The sequence below is a fragment of the Nonomuraea salmonea genome (assembly GCF_042428605.1).
In the GTDB taxonomy this organism is placed as follows: domain Bacteria; phylum Actinomycetota; class Actinomycetes; order Streptosporangiales; family Streptosporangiaceae; genus Nonomuraea; species Nonomuraea salmonea.
In genome coordinates, this window is record NZ_JBHMCF010000029.1 from 739901 (window position 1) to 757294 (window position 17394).

Sequence of the window (17394 nt, forward strand, 5' to 3'; positions counted from 1 at the left end):
GGTGTCAGCATGCGCTGACACGAGGCCGTCTGTCAACACATGCTGACAGTCGTCCTCATGGTGAGCGCCGCGTCGTCCAGCGTGAGCGCGACCGAGACGCGGCCCAGCTCCGACGTACGGGTGAGATGGGTGCCGCCGCACGGGATCGACGCCTCACCTTCCGGCAGCGAGCAGTGCCACGTGCGCCGGGCGGTCAGCTCGGGCCCCGGCACCTCCACGCGTACGGGCGCGTCGGCGGCCACCCACCCCGCCAGCAGCTCGTTCACCTGCGCGGCGACCTGCGCGGGGTCGAGGTCCTCGGCGGAGAAGCCCTTCTTGCGCAGGGACTTGCCGAGCCGGTAGACGTCCACGCTGCCGTGGGGCTCGATGCGGGAGGAGGTGATCGCGGCCTGGTCGAAGTCGGGATTGCCGAGCGAGTCCGGCCGCGCCTCCTTGCGCCACCGATCGGCCAGCACGGCGTTGAGCGCGAGCGCGGCGAGGTGGCAGGCGGTGTGGCCGGCGGACAGCGCCGTACGGTGCTCGCGATCCACCGAGAGGTCCACCTCCTCGCCCACGGGCAGCGGCGACTCGGTGACGTGGACCACCAGCCACTCCCACCCCTCGGCGCCCCGCCGCACGGGGATGGCGGGACCCAGCAGGATCTCGCCGGAATCGTCGGCCGCCCCCGTCACGCAGTCGAGCACCGGCAGGCCGCCGAGCGTGCCCCGGTCGGCCGGCTGGTCGGGCCAGGTGTGATCAAGAGGATGGAAAGGGGTCTCGGACACGACGAGACCGTGCCTGCCCCCCTCAACCGGCACGGTCCCGACGATCTGTGAGCGGCCGCTGGTCAGGCCGCTGGGAAAGGTGACGACAGTGGATTTCACCCGGTCATTCTGGCAGCGTCGCGCTCGTCCTCCAGATAGCGGGCGCGGCCGGCGTACAGGCCGGTGAGGAGCTGGACGACGAGGACGACGAAGATCATCCCGAACGGCAGCGACCAGCCCCCGGTCGTCTCCCGCAGCACGCCGACCAGCAGCGGCCCCGCGCCGGCGATGAGGTAGCCGGCGCTCTGGCCGAAGGCAGACAGGGCGGCCGTGCTCTCCGGCGTACGGGTGCGCAGCCCCAGCATCATCAGCGCCAGCGGGAAGGAGCCCATGCCCACGGCCACGAACACCACCCACACCATGGCCGTCGAGGCCGGCGCGAACCACAGGCCGAGGAAGCCGACCGCGTAGAACGCGACGAGCCCGACGACGGGCGGCCGCTGGTCGCGGAAGCGCGAGGCGACCATGGGGACGACGATCGAGACGGGGATGTTCAGCGCGGTGAAGACGCCGAGGATCAGCCCCGCCTCGGGGGTGGTGTAGCCGTTGTCGGTCAGCATGGCGGCGAGCCAGCCGAACATGATGTAGGCGATCATCGACTGGGTGCCGAAGTAGATGGCGATCATCCAGGCGAGCCTGCTGCGGAGCAGGGTGCGGATGCCCGCGTCCCGGCTCCCGGTGTCCCGCTCCGGCTCACTGCGCAGCAGCGCGAGCCACGGAATGGCGGCGACGAGCGCCAGGGCCGCCCAGACGCCGAGCGCGACGTGCCAGTCCCCCGCCGCGCGCTCGATCGGCACGGTCGCGGCTGCGGCGAGCATCGTGCCGACCGCCAGGGCCGTGGTGTAGACGGTGGTCATGATCCCGGTACGCGCCGGGAAGTGCCGCTTGATCAGCGTCGGGATGAGCACGTTGCCGACCGCGCCACCGGACAGCGCGACCGCGCTGCTCACCAGGAACACGGGGGCGGAGCCGACCAGCGACCTGACCAGCAGCCCGGCGCCGAGCGTGATGAGGGCGAGCAGCAGCAGCCGGTGCTCGCCGATCCGCCTGGCCAGCGTCGGGGTGATCGCGCCGACGCTGGCGAAGGCCAGCACGGGCAGGGTGGTCAGCAGGCCGGTGCCGACGCTGGACATGCCGAGCCCGGCGGCGAGCTGGTCGAGCAGCGGGCCTACGCTGGTGACCCCGGTGCGCAGGTTGAGTGCGGCTAGGACGATCCCCAGGACGAGGAGCCAGGCGAGGCGGGTGTTGCTGCCACGGGACTCTTGTGCGAGCACGGTCATGCTGGGGAGGTCCTCCATTCATCAAATCATGGGACGAATGACCACCCTAACAGGAGTGAAATGTCGCTTTATTCCTGGCAGCGGAGAACCCCCGGACAGGTCCGGGGGTTCTCCGCGCTTTCGGGGTACCGCGCCTGACCGGTCAGAGCACCGGCCTGGGCGGCATCGCGGGGGGCTCGTTCGGGGGAATCGGGCCGGGAGGAGGCAGGGTGCCTCCGGGCTCCTGGCCGCCGCCGCCGATCGTGCCGGGGGGAACGGGCTGGCCACTGCCGCCGTACGTGGAGCCCTCCTGATGCGGCCCCGGGACGTCGCCGCGCCAGGCGCCGGTCTCGCCGCCGCGCGACTCGATGAACGTCTTGAACCGCTTGAGGTCGCCGACCACGCGCATCCTGACGAGCTGCAGCCAGTCGCCGGCCGTCTCGATGAACCCCTCGGGGTCGTACTCCATCTGGAGGGTGACCCTGGTGGTGTTCTCGTCGATGCGATGGAAGGTCACCACGCCGGCGTGGTGGGGGCGCTCGACGCTGCGCCAGGCGACGCGCTCGTCCGGGTGCTGCTCGGTGATCTCGGCCTCGAACTCGCGCCGGACACCGGCGATGTCGGCCACCCAGGCCGTACGCGTGTCACTGAGCTGTTTGACCGATTCCACACCCTCCATGAACTCGGGGAAGCTTTCGAACTGCGTCCACTGGTCGTACGCGACGCGTACGGGGACCCTGACGTCTTCGGAGTGTTCGATCGTGCTCATGGGATCAGCCACTGCCCAGGCACGTCCGGCGTTAACGCCGGCGCCACAGCCAGAAGAGGCCGACGAGGGGCAGCACGAGGGGGATGAACAGGTAACCCTTGCCGTACGCGGACCACACGGTTTCGTCGGGGAAGGCGGCCGGGTCGAGCACGCTGAGCGTGCCGATGACGAGCACCCCGGCCAGCTCGATGCCGAGCGAGACGAACGCCAGCCGGCGGGCGCCGCGCCACAGCGCGACGGTGAGCAGGATGTAGACCGCCGCCGCGAACGCCGACAGGCTGTACGCCAGCGGCGCCTCGCCGAACCTGGTGGCGATCTGCACGCCCGCCCGCGCCCCTGCCGCCAGCGCGAACAACCCGTAGACGGCGATCAGCGCACGCCCAGGCCCGGTGCCGATCGAGCCGGTCACGCCACGCCCTGCCAGATCTGCAGCAGCCTGGCCGTCATCACCGCGATCGCGAACCCGGCCACGGCCAGGATCGCCGAGCCCCACCTGCTGCGCTCGGCCAGCGCGAGGAACACCGCGGCGGGCGGGATCAGCACCTCGCCGCCGACGTAGCCGAACAGCGTGGCCTTGTCGCCGGGCCCCGCGCCGCCCGCCACCCCGGCGATCACGAACCCGGCCTGCACCAGCACCGCCACCTCCAGCAGGGCGAAGCCGACCAGCAGCACCATGCCCATCGGACGGTTGCGGATCGCGACGATCAGGCTCATCAGCATCAGCAGCAGCGAGCCGGAGATGACGATCGTGGAGACGGTGGTGTTCATCGGGGGTAAGGCTATCGCCCAGGGGCCCCGCCCCCGCTGACGACCGGCCTCGTGACGTCGTCGCCGACGCCCGGCCTCACCGGCCTTCCGACGCCCTCACCGGCCTTCCGGCGCCGCCGACGACCCGCCTCACCGGTCTTCCGGCGGGGGCCGGTCGCGCAGGTGCGCCTCGATGCCGTCGAGCACCCAGCCGAGCCCGCGCTCGAAGTTGTCGTCGGCTCCCTGCACGCCCTGCTCGATCATCGGCCCCAGCAGGGGGAACTCACCGCCCGCGATCAGCTCCCTGACGTGCGGCTCGGCCGGCGCGGCCCGCTCGGCCTCGCTGATGCCCGCCTCACGCGACGCCGCGCGCTCCAGCGCCTGCCTGATCACGAAGCCGGTCATGTAGTCGTTGAACGCCGCGAGGATCCGCCAGGCCGTCAGCCGCTCGACGCCCAGCTTGCCGATGGCCGCCAGCTTCTGCTCGACGTGCCGCAGCCCGTTGGGGCCGACCGCGACGCGCTGCGAGATGAGATCGACCCGCCAGGGGTGGCGGCGGACGAGGTCGCGTTCGAGGCGGGCGAGCAGCAGCAGCGCCTCGCGCCAGTCGTCAGGGAGCGGCTCTGCGGCGTGCGCCTCGGCGGCGATCTCGTCGGCCATCAGCGCGAGGAGGTCCTCCTTGCGCTCGATGTGGGAGTACAGCGTCATCGTGCGGGCGCCGAGCTCGGCGGCCACGCGCCTGATGGAGACCGCGTCCAGTCCTTCGGCGTCGGCGAGCGCGATGGCGGCGGCCACGATCGCCTCCCTGGTCAGCGCCGGGCGGCGGGGCGGTGCGGGCTTCGACCATGGAGACGTCACGGGATACAGCGTACGAGGGTGATACGGTGTACGACATGCGATACGCCGTACGAACTCCCCTCTGGGCCACCGGCACCGCCGTCCTGCTCGGCGTGATCATGACGATGCTCGACACCACGATCGTCAACGTCGCGCTCGGCACCCTTGCCCGCGCCTTCGGCTCTTCCCTGTCCGAGATCCAGTGGACGGTCACCGGTTACCTGCTGGCGCTGTCCATGACGGTGCCGGTCACCGGCTGGGCGACCGGGAGGTTCGGCGCCCGCCGCGTCTGGCTGACCGCTCTGGTGCTGTTCGTGGCCGGGTCCGCGCTCAGCGCCGCCGCCTGGTCGGTCTGGAGCCTGGTCGCCTTCCGCGCCGTCCAGGGGATCGGCGGCGGCCTGCTCATGCCGGTCGGCCAGGCGATGCTGGCACAGGCGGCGGGCAAGGAGCGCATGGGCCGGGCGATGGCCGCGCTGTCCGTGCCGGCGATGCTGGCGCCGGTGCTCGGGCCGCCGCTCGGGGGCGTGATCGTGGAGGGGCTCGGCTGGCGGTGGCTGTTCCTGATCAACGTGCCGATCTGCGCGCTCGCGCTGGTGGCCGCGCTCGTCCTGCTGCCCGGCGGTCCTGGCGAGCGTCCGCAGCCGCTCGACGTGGCCGGGCTCGCGCTGCTCTCCCCCGGGCTCGCGGCCGTCGTCTACGGGCTGTCGGAGCAGGGCGGCGCCGCGCTCGCCGTGCTGCTCGCCGGAGTGGTGCTGGTGGCGGCGTTCACGGTACGGGCGCTGCGCCGCCAGGGGACGCTGCTCGACCTGCGGCTGTTCGGCGACAGGACGTTCACCGCGGCGGTCGGCGCGCTGGTCTGCTACTCGGCCGCGCTGTTCGGGTTCACCGTGCTCGTGCCGCTGCACGCCCAGCTCGCCGCCGGGGGCAGCGCGCTGGACGCGGGCCTGCTGCTCGCGCCCATGGGCGTCGGGGCGGCGATCACGATGCCGCTGGCGGGCCGGCTCACCGACAGCAAGGGGGCGCGCGGCGTCGGCGCGGCAGGGGTGGTCGTCGCGGTGGCCGGCATCGCGGCGTTCACGCTGCTCGGCGGCGGTCTCGCGCCGATGTTCCTGCTGGGGCTCGGGCACGGGCTGGTGTCCACGTCGGTGATGGCGGCGGCGTTCACGACGCTGGAGCGGGCCGCGATCCCGGCGGCGACCACGCTGAGCACCATCGCCGTACGCCTGGCCGCGCCGTTCGGCGTCGCCGTGCTGACCGTGCTGCTGCAGGCGTTCACCCGGGCGGGCGTGGCGCAGCCGTTCACGTACGCGTTCTGGGTGGTGGCGGCCCTGACCGCGGTCTCGCTGGTGCCGATCGCGCTCATAGGATCGAAGGCGTGGAGAGAATCCTCGTCAGCGCCTGCCTGATGGGCCGCAGGGTGCGCTACGACGGCGGCGCCAAGACCAGCTCCGACGCGCTGCTCGCCGGGTGGCGGGAGGAGGGGCGGCTGGTGCTGTTCTGCCCCGAGGTGGCGGGCGGGCTGCCCGTCCCGCGTCCGGCGGCCGAGATCGAGGGCGGTCTGGGCGGCGCCGCCGTGCTCGACGGCACGGCCCGCGTGCTCGCGACCGACGGCGCCGACGTGACCGCGGCGTTCGTGGCGGGCGCGCGGGGCGCGCTCGCGGTCGCGCGCTCCCAGCAGGTCCGCATGGCGGTGCTCAAGGAGGGCAGCCCCTCCTGCGGGGTCCTCACCGTCTACGACGGCTCCTTCTCCGGACGCCGCGCACCGGGCCAGGGCGTCACGACGGCCCTGCTGGAGTCACACGGCATCCGCGTCTTCGCGGAGGACCAGGTGGCCGAGGCCGCCGACTACCTGCGCACCCTGGAGGCGTGACCGGACCGCATCCGAGGCCGGCGGCCGGCGCGCCCTCTCGCCGGTCATCCGCGCACGCGGGAGGCGTAGAAGGCGGCCGCCAGGCCGGCGGTCAGCGCGGCGGCCATCACGCCGTGATACCAGAGCAGCACCACGGTCGTCCCGCCGCCCGGGCTCAGGGTCGTCGCCGCGATACCGAGCAGCACGCCGCCCAGCGCGGCCGCGTGCCCGTAGAGGAGGCCGTCCCAGGCCCACGCCCGGCGGGCCGCCGCGCCGTACGCGCCGATGGCGACGGCCACGGCGCACAACGTCTCGACGACGACGGCGGGCGCGATCACCGGCTCACGGAGCGGGCCGATCCCGACCCCGGCGTGCGCCAGCGCGAACGTCAGGAAGACGAGCGCGTACACCGCCGAAGAACCGGCGAGCACCCGGCGGAGCAGATCCATGCGCCCCACACTCCCACCCGGCTGCCCCGCGGTCATCGTCCCTAGGGAGACGGCTCCGCTACGCCGTGCGGTGTAGGCAGCAGCCGCCTCACCAGCCGGATCACCTCGTCGATCGTCGCCGCGGCGTCGTCGTCGGTCTCGCACGCGGCCACCTCTCGGCCCGCCTCGCCCATCATCGTGGTCAGCAGCACCACCAGCACGTGGCTCTCCCGCGTGTCCGCGAGGCCGAGCACCCGCTTGTTGCCGCCGATCCAGCCCCACCCGCGCTGCCGGCGCAGCGTGGTGAACTCCGCGGGCCCGTCGCTCTCCAGGAAGAGCCTCGCCACCTCGCGCTGCTCCCACGTCCCTTCGAGATAGGCGCGGGCGCCCGCGAGAAAACGTTCTGAGGCGCCGTCGGCAGCCTTGGCCGCCCGCGCGGTGCGTTCCTCCTGCCCGCGCGTGAACTGCTCCCACAACGCCAGGAACAAACCGGGCTTACCGCCGAAATGGTGATAAAGACTGCCGACGCTGATGCCCGACGCCGCCACGATGTCGGCCACCGTGGCGTCGGCGTACCCCTTGGCCAGGAAGACGTCGCGAGCCGCGCGTAACAGCGTGTCGCGCGTGGCTCCGGAACGGCTCCACTGCCGGCTCTTCATGGCCGCCTCCGGGCGCTCCGCGACGCATCGATTTTCACCGTCACCACCCTAAAGGAGCCCTGAATGGGCATTCCCCGTTTCCGCCCAACGGGAAATCCAGCAATCCCGTTGGCGCCGAAACCTTCGCGGGCGTTCGCGAGTCGAAGAGGTGGGACGCGTTGAAAGGTGAGAGATTCTTGCGAACCTTTCTCCCTCAACGCGTAGGGGGTCCGATTTTTCACATAATCGGGAAACGGGGAAAGGGACACGCACGATGCCTGTCGACCTGACCAACGAACGACCTCTCGCCTGGGACTCGGCCGCGCTCGACGCCGACACCAAGGCGATGCTCGACAATCTGCAACCGAACATCCTGCGCGCCCACGTACGCGAGCACCTGTCCGTACTGTTCGTCCGGTTCAACGACGTGGCCGAGGGCCGGGCGTTCCTGCGCCGCCTCGCCACCACGAAGATGAAGTCGGCCCGTCAGCACCTGCAGGAGATCCGCGACTTCGGGGCAGGACGAGGGCCTGGCACCCCTTACGTCGGGGTCGGCATCAGCAAGGCCGGCTACCGCGACCTCGGCCATTCCGTCGAGGACGTCCGCACGTTCGACGACCCGGTCTTCCGCGACGGCATGAAACGCCGCACCGCCGAAGTCAACGACCCGCCCGTCGAGGAGTGGGAGCGCACCTACCAGCGGGAGATCCACGCCGTCATCCTCATCGGCGACGCCGAGGGCGGGCCCGTCGACCGGCTGCGCGAGGAGATACTCGGCGACCTGCCCGAGAGCGCCAGGCTGCTGGGCGAGGAGCGCGGCCAGGGCATGCGCAACCCGGCGGGCGACGGCATCGAGCACTTCGGCTACGTCGACGGGCGCAGCCAGCCGCTGTTCGTCAAGGACGAGGTGGACAAGGAGCCGAAGAAGCACTGGGACCCGGCGTTCCCGCTGTCCAACGTCCTGGTGCCGGACCCCTTCGCCCCGAACCCCAAGCGCCACCACGGCAGCTACCTGGTCTTCAGGAAGCTGGAGCAGAACGTACGGGCGTTCAAGGAGATCGAGCGCGACCTCGCCGACAGCCTCGGCCTGAAGGGCGCCGACCGCGAGCGGGCGGGCGCCATGCTCGTCGGCCGCTTCAAGGACGGCACCCCGCTGACGCTCAAGTCGAGGCCGGCCGGCGGCCCCGTCGCCAACGACTTCACCTTCGACGCCGACGACGGCTCCAAGTGCCCGTTCTCCGGGCACGTCAGGAAGACCAACCCGCGCTCGTTCGGCCGTGAGGTGGTCATGGCGCGGCGCGGGCAGACGTACGGCGAGCGTGCCGACGACCCGTGGGACGACTCCCCGCCGGAGGAGCGCCCGAGCGGCGAGGTGGGCCTGCTGTTCATGGCGTTCAACGCCAGCCTCCTCGGCCAGTTCGAGTTCATGCAGCAGACCTGGGCGAACAACCCCGACTTCGAGATGCCGGCCACCGGGCACGACCCGGTCATCGGTCAGGGTGACCGCGACATCAAGGTGCGCTTCCCCAAGGTGTGGGGCAAGCCGGAGATGTCGGTCCCGCAGCCTCAGGTGCCACAGACGGTCACCATGAAGGGCGGCGAGTACTTCTTCGCCCCCTCCCTGGCCTACCTGCGGAATCTCTGACGTCAGCGGCCCTCCTCCGGCGGCATGAGCACAAGGATGTACGCCGGGTTCACTCCGCCGGAGGAGGCAGGCCGGGGGGCGCGTTCCGCACACTTGTCCCCATGACCATCGCACTGCTGCTCACCCTCGCGGCCCTGGCGGTGATCGACAGCACGAGCTTCGGCACCCTCGGCATCCCCGTCTTCCTGCTGCTGACCACCGACCGTGACCGAGGCCGCCGGCTGCTGATCTACCTGGCCACCGTGGCCGGCTTCTACTTCCTGGTCGGCGTGGCGCTCATGCTGGGCGCGAGCGCCTTCATGGAGGCGTTCGGCGACGCGCTGCAGAGCAGGACCGCCTACATCGTGCAGCTCGCGGCCGGCGTCGGGCTGTTCGCGCTCAGCTTCAGGTTCGACCCGAAGCGGCGGGCCAAGCGGGGCCGGCCCGAGCGCGCGTTCGTCCCCAGGACGGGCGGGCCGCGCACGATGGTGCTGCTCGGGCTGACGGCCGGGGCCCTGGAGGTGGCCACGATGGTGCCGTACCTCGCGGCGGTCGGGATGATGACGAGCGCCGGGCTGGCGGCCGGGCAGTGGCTGCCGGTGCTGGGGACGTACGTGCTGGTGATGATCGTGCCCGCGCTGGCGCTCATGGCGCTGCGCGCGGCGGCGGGCGGCTGGCTGGAGCCCAAGCTGGAACGGCTGCGCGCCTGGCTCGCCAAGCACTCCGCGTCGATGGTGGGCTGGGCGCTGGCGATCATCGGGTTCCTGCTCGCCCGCGACGCCGCCTTCTCCCTGTTCTTCCAGCCCTCCTAGCCCCAGGGGGCGCGCTTCACCTGCTGCTCGGGCCCGCCTAGGATCGGGCTTCGGAGGGTGAAGATGCTGCGGGCGTTCTTCCGTACGGAAGCGGGCGGCACCACCGTGCTGCTCGTCGCCACGGTGGTGGCCCTGCTGTGGGCCAACTCCCCCTGGGGCGACAGCTACGAGGCGTTCTGGCACATCAACACCGGCCTGTCGTTCGGCGACGCCCACTTCATGCTCGACCTGCGCCACTGGGTCAACGACGGCCTCATGGCCGTCTTCTTCTTCCTCATCGGCCTCGAGGTCTCCTACGAGGTGCGGCTCGGGCAGCTCAGAGACCGGCGGCTGCTCGCGGTGCCGGCGGTGGCGGCGTTCGGCGGCATGCTCGTCCCCGCCGCCGTCTACCTGGCGCTCAACTTCGGCGGGCCCGGCGCGTCCGGCTGGGGCGTGCCGATCGCCACCGACACCGCGTTCGTGCTGGGCGTGCTGGCCGTGGTCGGGGCCCGGTGTCCCGAGCCGCTGCGCGCCTTCCTGCTGACGCTGGCCATCGTCGACGACGTGCTCGCGATCATGATCATCGCGATCTTCTACACCGACTCCCTGGCCCTGCCCGCCCTGCTCACCGCCGTGGTGCTGCTCGCGGCCATCCTCACACTGCGGTGGCTGAAGATCTGGCGGGCGCCGGCGTACATCGTGCTGGGGTTCGCGCTGTGGGTGGCCACGCTGGAGAGCGGCATCCACCCCACGCTGGTCGGCATCGCGCTCGGCATCCTCGTCTTCGTCTACGCCCCCACCGACCACAAGCTGCTGCTGGCCGGCGAGGCCGTCCAGGGGTTCACCAGCTCGCCCACCGCCGAGGCCGCCAGAGAGGCCACGCGGCGGGTCCAGCGGGCCGTGTCGGTGAACGAGCGGCTGCAGCTGCGCCTGCACCCCTGGAGCAGCTACGTCATCGTGCCGATCTTCGCGCTGGCCAACGCCGGGGTGCGGCTCGACGGCGAGACCCTGAGCGCGGCCATGACCTCGCCGATCGCGATCGGCGTGGCGCTGGGGCTGGTCCTCGGCAAGTTCGTCGGCATCGCGCTCGGCACCTGGCTGCCCCTACGCCTCAAATGGGGCGTCCTGCCCGGCAACCTCGTGTGGGGCCAGCTGCTCGGCGGGGCCGCGGTGTCCGGCATCGGGTTCACCGTCTCGCTGTTCATCGTGGACCTCGCCTTCGACGACTCCGCCCTGCACGACCAGGCGAAGATCGGCATCCTGGCCGGGTCGCTGCTGTCGGCCGTCCTGGGCTGGGTGATCTTCCGCCTCGCGTGGGACCGCGGCGGCGTGTGCGCGCCGCCCGACGCCGAGCCGTCAGAAGACCTCCCCAAGACGCTCGCCGTGCCCGTGGGGCCCGCCGACCACGTGCGCGGGCCCGCCAAAGCCAAGATCACGATCGTCGAGTACGGCGACTTCGAATGCCCCTACTGCGGCCGCCTCCAGCCCATCCTTGAGGAGGTCCGCAGGAGCAACCCCGACGTGCGGGTGGTCTTCCGCCACTTCCCGATCCGCACCCTGCACCCGCGCGCCGCCCCGGCCGCCATCGTCGCCGAGGCCGCCGCCGACCAGGGCCGCTTCTGGGAGATGCACGACATCCTCTACGCCAATCAGCGCTTCCTCACCGACGCCGACCTGGAGCACTACGCCGCCCAGCTCGACGTCGACCCCTGGACCGACGTGCCGCGCCACGTCGCCAGGATCGCCGTGGACGAAGAGTCGGGGCAGGCGAGCGGGGCGCGCGGCACGCCCACGCTCTTCCTGAACGGCGTGCGCTACGAAGGCGGCCACGACCTCGACTCGCTCACACGTGCGGTGGAAGATCTCCGCGAGTCCGCGTAGCGTCGTCGAGTCACTTTCGTCCCCTTTTGGAGATCTCACCGGATGACCATGCTGACCGTCATCATCAACATCGCGAATCTGCTCCTCATGGTCATCGTTCTGGGTGGTGGCATCGTCATGATGGCGATGCGCAGGAAGGATCACGGGCGAGGGGCCGGCCTCGGCATCGCCGGGTGCGTCGCGCTCCTCATCGGAGCCGTCGTCCTGACCGCCATCCAGTTCTCCGTCACCACGCTGGTCACCGAAATGGGGAGAACGGCGTACGAGATCATCTTGCCGCTGGGCAACCTGCTCGTGATCATGCTCCAGGTGACCGGCACGGCCCTGCTGGTCTTCGGCGTGGTCGCCCGCCGCACCCCGCAGCCCGCCGCCACCGGCCCCCAGCCCTGGCCCACCCAGCCCGGCCAGCACCAGCAGCCGGGCCACCACCCGGAATGGCAGCCCACCCACCCCGGCCAGCAGCCCGCCTGGCAGCCCCAGCCCGGCCAGCAGGGCCCGAGGCCGTCCGAACCCGGCGCGCAGGCGCCTTGGCAGCCCGAGTCCGGCCAGCAGGCGCCTTGGCAGCCCGAGTCCGGCCGGCAGGGGTCGTGGCCGTCCGAGCCGGGCCCGCAGGGGCAGCCTGGTCAGCCTGGTCAGCCTGGTCAGCCGCAGAATGGGCAGCCGCAGCCCGGTTGGTCGCCGCAGCAACCCGGACCCGGCCAGCAGCCCGGCGGATCGTCCCCTCAGCAGGGCTGGCAGCCACCGGCCCAGGGCTACCAGCAGCCCCCGTCCTGAGCAGCGCCTGGGGCGGTCGTTTCAGGGGCGTGGGTGCGCGCCGAGGTAGTCGTCCCAGGTGATCGTGCCTCTGGGGTGTGCCTCCGTGGTGAGGTGGCCGGCGCGGAAGGCGCGCCCCGAGGCGCCGGGCAGTCGTAGGCGGAGCACCGGCCGCCGCAGTCCCCGCGCCCGCTGCCACCGCCGTACGGCATCCTCCATGGGGAGCACCTCGGGCCCGCCGTACTCCTCGATCGTGCCGCCGGGCCCGCGAGCGACGAGCGCGAGGAGGCGCCCGGCCACGTCCCGGACGTCCACGGACTGCATGGGGACGCCCGGGTCGGCGACCATGAAACCGAACCCGGCCATCCCCTTCAGCCCGGCCGCCACGAACTCGTGGAACTGGGTGGCCCGCAGGATGGTCCACGGCACGCCATCGTCACGGACAAGCCGCTCAGCCTCCACCTTCGTCCGGAAATATCCCCACGGCACCCGATCCACGCCCACGATCGAGACGTAGACCAGATGCCGCACCCCGGCCGCCCGAGCCGCCCGCAGCAGCGCCGCCGTGCCGCCGAGCTCCACCCGCCGGGTATACCTGCCCTTATAGGGGGCCGACGCCAGATGCAGCACCACGTCGGCCCCCGAAACGGCCTCGGCCACGCCGGCCCCGGTGGTCAGATCCGCCACCACCCACCGCACGTCCCCGGCCGCGGCCCTGGGCACCCGGCTGGCGGCCCGCACGTCGTACCCCGCCCCGACCAGCTTCTCCAGCACGACCCGGCCGAGCCGCCCGCTGCCTCCGGTCACCAGAACAGTTTCCATGCAGGCTGGACGACGCAGCCGGGAGAAGTGTGACAATGTGGGCGTAAATCCCTACTGCGCACGATCGTCTGAGGGGATCATGACGCGAGAGCAACCCGGCCCGCACGAGCCCGACCCCAACCAGACGATCAGGCACCGCTTCCCGCATCCGGCCCCACCTCCGCAGGGCCCACCGGAGTCGCCCTACACGCAGCGCCTCCCGTACACCCCCGACATGCTCCCCGACGTCCCCGTCTACGAGACCAAGCCGCCCAGGTCCGCCTGGTGGTGGGTGATCGTGGCGGGCGGGCTCGTCCTGCTGATCGCCGCCGTGGCCGTCGCCGTCGTCCTGTGGATCCGCAGCAACGCCGACACCACGTCAGGAGCCCTCCCCCACCCGGCCGCCGCGCAGACCGTCACGGGAGCCGCGTAGTCGGTCACGCCCGGCTGAAGTCCATGGTCCAGTTCGTCTCCCACGTACGCCCGCCGTCCCCCGAGAACGCCTGCTCCCACCGGGCCGCGCCGGCGCCCGGCACCGTCCAGACGAACCTGCACCGCACCCGCCGCCCCGCCACGCTCTCCTCACCGTGGAACTCCCCACGATCCCCCTCGAACCCGCCCACCATGGCCGAGGTGTCCAACCGGCCGGTGGCGCTGTTCGCCCAATAGATGGCCCACTGCCCGGCCCGCTCGTCGTACACCCGCACGGTCATCCCGCTGAACCCCTTGGTCGGGAACACGATCTCATCCACACTGGCCGCGCCGTCGAAGTGCCGCGTCGCCACCGTGAAGCCGGGGAACTCCTCCCATTCGTCGCTTCCCGACAGAGGCTTGATGAGGCGGCGGCTGGTGACGTTCCAGCGGCCGGCGAAGAAGTCGAAGTCGTTCATGCGGAGCACGGTATGCCCGGGTCACTGACAGGTAATGTCAGTGATGTGCGCGCCTCCCGCCTCGTGTCCATCCTCCTGCTGCTGCAGACGCGCGGCCGGATGACCGCGCAGGAGCTGGCCGACCGGCTGGAAGTGTCCGTACGCACGATCTACCGCGACGTCGAGTCCCTCCACGCGGCGGGCATCCCGTTGTACGGCGACGCCGGCCCCAAGGGCGGATATCAACTCCTCGACGGCTACCGCACCCGCCTGACCGGCCTGACGGCCGACGAGGCCGAGTCCCTGTTCCTCGCCGGCCTGCCTGGCCCGGCCGCTGAGCTGGGCCTCGGGGCGGTGGTGACGGCCGCACAGCTCAAGCTGATGGCCGCGCTGCCGGTCGAGCTGCGCGACCGCGCCGGACGCATCCAGGAGCGCTTCCACCTCGACGCTCCCACCTGGTACCGCGACCGGGAGCCGGTGACCCATCTGCCGGCCGTGGCCGACGCCGTCTGGAACGAGCATCCGATCCAGGTGCGCTACCGGCGCTGGCGGGCACCGCAGGAGGTGGAGCGGCGGCTGGAGCCGTACGGGCTGGTCGTCAAGGCCGGGCGGTGGTACCTGGTGGCGCGGGCGGGCGAGCACGTACGCACGTACCGCGTCTCGCAGATCCTCGACCTGCATCCGCTGCCCGGTACGTTCACCCGGCCTCCGGAGTTCGACCTGGCGGCGTACTGGCAGGGCTACCTCGCCGAGTTCGAGGCCCGGCTGCGCTGGGGCGAGGCGGTCGTACGCCTGTCACCGCGCGGCCTGGAGCGCCTGGCCGACCTGATGACGCCGGGCGTGGTGGCGGCGGCAGGGGAGAGCGCGTCGCCGCCCGACGAGGAGGGCTGGACGCGGGTGACGGTGCCGATCGAGTCGATCGAGCACGCCGTGGGCGAGTTCCTGCGTCTGGGCATCGACGCGGAAGTGCTGTCACCGCCCGAGTTACGCGACCGCCTGGCCGAGACGACGTACGAACTGTCCGCCCGCTACAACCCGCCCTGACGCGTGCGCGATGTCACACTTCCGGACGGAATCCCGGCGCGGCATCCCAGGTTGCACCGATCGACTGACCAAAAGGCCAGCCGAGCCCATACGCCCTTGGCGGAGGTTCTCATGAAGGCATGGTCACGCTGGCAGGACTGGGTCACCCTGGTCGCCGGCATCTACGCGGCACTCTCCCCGATCTGGGTCGACGGCGCGTCGGGCGCCGCCGCCGCACTGATCGTCCTGGGGGTGCTCACCGCGCTCACCTCGCTCGTGTCGCTGGCGAGACCGGGCATCGTGGCGACGGAATGGCTCAACGCCCTCTGGGGTGTGCTGCTGTTCGTCGCTCCGTGGGCCGTCACGTACACCGAGGCTCTGGGGGCGACCGTGACGTCCTGGATCGTCGGAGTCGTCACCCTGGTCCTCAGCCTCACCGCCATACCTGCGAGCCGCGCCGCACATCGTCAGGCAATCCAGCACTAACCGCTCATCCAACGGCCGGGCCCCGCGCCCGGCCGTTGGCATGACATCCACAGAACGACCCGGACAACAGCTCCCCATCCACAGAACCCGCGGAACGTGCGCCTCCAGCTGCCGCGCCGGCTCACCCGCAAGCCGATGCCCCGGCCACGTGGGTCGTCGTGACCCTCCTGGAGATCGTCCTCGCCCCGCTGTGGTGGCTCACCCCGCCGGCCCTCACCATGGGCCTGCACGAGCCGCTGCCGGCGACGCGAAAGGCCCTCCTCGTGGAGCCGATCCTGACCCCCTGCGCCTGTCGCAGGGCCTGACCGTATACGAAAAGGGCCGCTGAAAACTCAGCGGCCCTGACGCGAAAAGGGTGGAGCTATGGGGATTCGAACCCCAGACCTCCTCCATGCCATGGAGGCGCGCTACCAACTGCGCCATAGCCCCTGGTCACCGCTCCGAGTCCACCCGTTGCGGCGCTCCGAGAGCATATAGCCATCCGCCCCCATTCACCTAATCGCCACCCACCCCGCCCCCGCACCCCAACCACACACCAACCCAGGCCGGACATCCACCATGAACCGGCAGCCAGGCATCGACCGGCGACCCGGCATCGATACCCGCCCGGGCATGGTGCCGCCGGGTTCGGCCGTTACTCCGGCCGCACCCGGCGGGTCAGCCGCCCAGGGACCACTCCCAGGCGGGTCATACCTCCGCATCCGGTTTGTCGTCGCTGCGTACCGGCTCAGGCAGGGTGCCGGCGTTGTGTTCGAGCAGCCGCCACCCCCGGCGCCCTTCCTGCAGCACGGACCACGAGCAGTTCCCCAGCCCGCCCAAGGCGGGCCAGAGCTGCTCGGGCAGCCCCAGCAGCTCGCAGATGCCGAGCCGCAGGGCGGCCCCGTGCGAGGCCACGACGAGCAGCCCGTCGGCGTCCAGGCGGGCCGCCCAGCGCCGCATGGCTCCGGCGACCCTGGTGGCGACGTCGGTGACGGGCTCGCCGTCAGGCGCCTCCCAGGCGGCGTACTCCTCGGGCCACCGTGCGGCGATCTCCTCCCGGGTGAGGCCTTCCCACTGGCCTCCGCCACGTTCGCGGAAGTCCTTGTCGATCGCCACGTCGAGCCCGACGATCCGGCCTAGGGCGAGCGCGGTGTCGTTGGCCCGCTGGAGGTCGGAAGAGACGATCATGGTCGGCCGCAGCGAGGCCAGCAGCGAGGCAGCACGTGCGGCCTGCGCGACGCCGGTCTCGTCGAGGGGGATGTCGGAGTGGCCCTGGAAACGCTGCTCGACGTTCCACAGAGTCTGCCCGTGACGCAGACACACGATCCTTTTGCTCATGCAGATTGCTCGCAATCGACACGAGACTCCACGTTGTGTCGGTCGGTCACGCGCGCGCCCGCTGGAGGTTGGCCTGCATGACGCTCTCCGGCAGGGTGATGGCCGGGCAGTCCTTCCACAAGCGCTCAAGCGCGTAGAACGTACGGTCCTCTTCGTGTTGTACGTGCACGACGATGTCGATGTAGTCGAGCAGCACCCACCGCCCTTCACGCTCGCCTTCACGGCGTACGGGCTTGGCGTCGGCCTCGGTGCGCAGCCGCTCCTCGATCTCGTCGACGATGGCGCGGACCTGACGGTCGTTGGTGGCGGAGCAGAGCACGAAGGCGTCGGTGATGACGAGCTGTTCGCTCACGTCGTAGGCCAGGATGTCATCGGCCAGCTTGTCGGCCGCGGCCTCCGCGGCGATGCGCACGAGCTGGACGGATCTGTCAGATGCGGTCACGATGCGGGTCTGTCCTCCTGTGTCGGCAGCATGCCCTTATGTTGAGGGTACCCTTCCAGGCCGAAACCCCTCACCTA

At 71.4% G+C, this 17394-nt stretch carries 22 protein-coding genes and 1 tRNA gene; 10 read left to right on the top strand and 13 right to left on the bottom strand.

The genetic code is table 11. The features are described 5' to 3' along the window. Positions 1-32: 32 nt before the first annotated feature. The 6 genes from ACFFR3_RS27515 to ACFFR3_RS27540 form a co-directional block, all read right to left on the bottom strand. Entirely contained in the window at positions 33-764 is a 732-nt protein-coding gene (locus tag ACFFR3_RS27515; protein ID WP_379484074.1) for an alanyl-tRNA editing protein, read from the bottom strand. Between the two features lie 95 nt (positions 765-859). Beyond that, the gene (locus ACFFR3_RS27520) at positions 860-2101 is read right to left on the bottom strand and encodes a CynX/NimT family MFS transporter (protein ID WP_379484075.1); all 1242 of its coding nucleotides are present in this window, start codon (positions 2099-2101) and stop codon (positions 860-862) included. Positions 2102-2225: 124 nt separating this feature from the next. Continuing rightward, positions 2226-2831, bottom strand: coding sequence for an SRPBCC family protein (locus tag ACFFR3_RS27525; RefSeq protein WP_364384639.1), 606 nt, complete (start codon positions 2829-2831; stop codon positions 2226-2228). 31 nt (positions 2832-2862) lie between these two features. Beyond that, the gene (locus ACFFR3_RS27530; protein WP_364384642.1) at positions 2863-3240 is read right to left on the bottom strand and encodes a hypothetical protein; all 378 of its coding nucleotides are present in this window, start codon (positions 3238-3240) and stop codon (positions 2863-2865) included. Continuing rightward, positions 3237-3599, bottom strand: a complete 363-nt coding sequence (locus ACFFR3_RS27535; protein WP_345387902.1) for a hypothetical protein — start codon at positions 3597-3599, stop codon at positions 3237-3239. The genes ACFFR3_RS27530 and ACFFR3_RS27535 overlap by 4 nt, the downstream gene beginning before the upstream one ends. A 129-nt stretch (positions 3600-3728) precedes the next feature. After that, entirely contained in the window at positions 3729-4436 is a 708-nt protein-coding gene (locus ACFFR3_RS27540) for a TetR/AcrR family transcriptional regulator C-terminal domain-containing protein (protein WP_345387904.1), read from the bottom strand. Between the two features lie 35 nt (positions 4437-4471). Here ACFFR3_RS27540 and ACFFR3_RS27545 point away from each other — a divergent pair, with 35 nt between their 5' ends. Together ACFFR3_RS27545 and ACFFR3_RS27550 are read left to right on the top strand one after the other, a co-directional pair. Then, positions 4472-5821, top strand: coding sequence for a DHA2 family efflux MFS transporter permease subunit (locus tag ACFFR3_RS27545; protein ID WP_345409323.1), 1350 nt, complete (start codon positions 4472-4474; stop codon positions 5819-5821). Then, positions 5791-6285, top strand: a complete 495-nt coding sequence (locus ACFFR3_RS27550) for a 2-thiouracil desulfurase family protein (RefSeq protein ID WP_345387906.1) — start codon at positions 5791-5793, stop codon at positions 6283-6285. The genes ACFFR3_RS27545 and ACFFR3_RS27550 overlap by 31 nt, the downstream gene beginning before the upstream one ends. A gap of 44 nt (positions 6286-6329) precedes the next feature. Here ACFFR3_RS27550 and ACFFR3_RS27555 read toward each other — a convergent pair whose 3' ends face one another. Together ACFFR3_RS27555 and ACFFR3_RS27560 are read right to left on the bottom strand one after the other, a co-directional pair. After that, complete coding sequence (locus ACFFR3_RS27555; RefSeq protein WP_345387908.1) at positions 6330-6713, bottom strand: hypothetical protein; 384 nt, start codon at positions 6711-6713, stop codon at positions 6330-6332. A gap of 41 nt (positions 6714-6754) precedes the next feature. Then, positions 6755-7351 carry a TetR/AcrR family transcriptional regulator gene (locus tag ACFFR3_RS27560; RefSeq protein ID WP_345387910.1) on the bottom strand — a complete coding sequence of 199 codons (597 nt, stop codon included), beginning with the start codon at positions 7349-7351 and terminating at the stop codon, positions 6755-6757. 253 nt (positions 7352-7604) lie between these two features. Here ACFFR3_RS27560 and ACFFR3_RS27565 point away from each other — a divergent pair, with 253 nt between their 5' ends. The 4 genes from ACFFR3_RS27565 to ACFFR3_RS27580 all read left to right on the top strand — a co-directional run bounded on the left by ACFFR3_RS27565 (position 7605) and on the right by ACFFR3_RS27580 (position 12400). Next, positions 7605-8975, top strand: a complete 1371-nt coding sequence (locus ACFFR3_RS27565; protein ID WP_345387912.1) for a Dyp-type peroxidase — start codon at positions 7605-7607, stop codon at positions 8973-8975. 101 nt (positions 8976-9076) lie between these two features. Continuing rightward, complete coding sequence (locus ACFFR3_RS27570) at positions 9077-9766, top strand: GAP family protein (protein WP_345387914.1); 690 nt, start codon at positions 9077-9079, stop codon at positions 9764-9766. A 63-nt stretch (positions 9767-9829) separates the two neighbouring features. Continuing rightward, the gene (gene nhaA, locus ACFFR3_RS27575) at positions 9830-11626 is read left to right on the top strand and encodes a Na+/H+ antiporter NhaA (protein ID WP_364384723.1); all 1797 of its coding nucleotides are present in this window, start codon (positions 9830-9832) and stop codon (positions 11624-11626) included. A gap of 42 nt (positions 11627-11668) precedes the next feature. Beyond that, entirely contained in the window at positions 11669-12400 is a 732-nt protein-coding gene (locus tag ACFFR3_RS27580) for an ABC transporter permease family protein (protein WP_379484076.1), read from the top strand. A 21-nt stretch (positions 12401-12421) separates the two neighbouring features. Here the strand turns inward: ACFFR3_RS27580 and ACFFR3_RS27585 are convergent, their stop codons facing one another. Further along, positions 12422-13186, bottom strand: coding sequence for an SDR family oxidoreductase (locus tag ACFFR3_RS27585; protein WP_379484077.1), 765 nt, complete (start codon positions 13184-13186; stop codon positions 12422-12424). Positions 13187-13280: 94 nt separating this feature from the next. Here ACFFR3_RS27585 and ACFFR3_RS27590 point away from each other — a divergent pair, with 94 nt between their 5' ends. Next, the gene (locus ACFFR3_RS27590; RefSeq protein WP_379484078.1) at positions 13281-13613 is read left to right on the top strand and encodes a hypothetical protein; all 333 of its coding nucleotides are present in this window, start codon (positions 13281-13283) and stop codon (positions 13611-13613) included. Positions 13614-13617: 4 nt separating this feature from the next. Here the strand turns inward: ACFFR3_RS27590 and ACFFR3_RS27595 are convergent, their stop codons facing one another. Beyond that, positions 13618-14070, bottom strand: a complete 453-nt coding sequence (locus tag ACFFR3_RS27595) for a hypothetical protein (RefSeq protein ID WP_345387923.1) — start codon at positions 14068-14070, stop codon at positions 13618-13620. A 45-nt stretch (positions 14071-14115) separates the two neighbouring features. Here ACFFR3_RS27595 and ACFFR3_RS27600 point away from each other — a divergent pair, with 45 nt between their 5' ends. The 3 genes from ACFFR3_RS27600 to ACFFR3_RS27610 all read left to right on the top strand — a co-directional run bounded on the left by ACFFR3_RS27600 (position 14116) and on the right by ACFFR3_RS27610 (position 15863). Beyond that, the gene (locus ACFFR3_RS27600) at positions 14116-15093 is read left to right on the top strand and encodes a helix-turn-helix transcriptional regulator (protein ID WP_345387925.1); all 978 of its coding nucleotides are present in this window, start codon (positions 14116-14118) and stop codon (positions 15091-15093) included. A 111-nt stretch (positions 15094-15204) separates the two neighbouring features. After that, positions 15205-15558 carry an SPW repeat domain-containing protein gene (locus ACFFR3_RS27605; protein WP_364384671.1) on the top strand — a complete coding sequence of 118 codons (354 nt, stop codon included), beginning with the start codon at positions 15205-15207 and terminating at the stop codon, positions 15556-15558. A gap of 158 nt (positions 15559-15716) precedes the next feature. Further along, complete coding sequence (locus ACFFR3_RS27610; protein ID WP_345387930.1) at positions 15717-15863, top strand: hypothetical protein; 147 nt, start codon at positions 15717-15719, stop codon at positions 15861-15863. Between the two features lie 51 nt (positions 15864-15914). On the opposite strand, the gene ACFFR3_RS27615 is transcribed toward ACFFR3_RS27610, so the two are convergent. The 3 genes from ACFFR3_RS27615 to rsfS all read right to left on the bottom strand — a co-directional run bounded on the left by ACFFR3_RS27615 (position 15915) and on the right by rsfS (position 17317). Then, positions 15915-15987, bottom strand: a tRNA-Ala gene (locus tag ACFFR3_RS27615). A gap of 258 nt (positions 15988-16245) precedes the next feature. Next, positions 16246-16875, bottom strand: coding sequence for a histidine phosphatase family protein (locus tag ACFFR3_RS27620; RefSeq protein ID WP_379484079.1), 630 nt, complete (start codon positions 16873-16875; stop codon positions 16246-16248). A 46-nt stretch (positions 16876-16921) separates the two neighbouring features. Next, a complete protein-coding gene (gene rsfS / locus ACFFR3_RS27625; RefSeq protein ID WP_345387932.1) occupies positions 16922-17317 on the bottom strand; it encodes a ribosome silencing factor in 396 nt (131 codons plus the stop codon). Between the last annotated feature and the right edge of the window lie 77 nt (positions 17318-17394).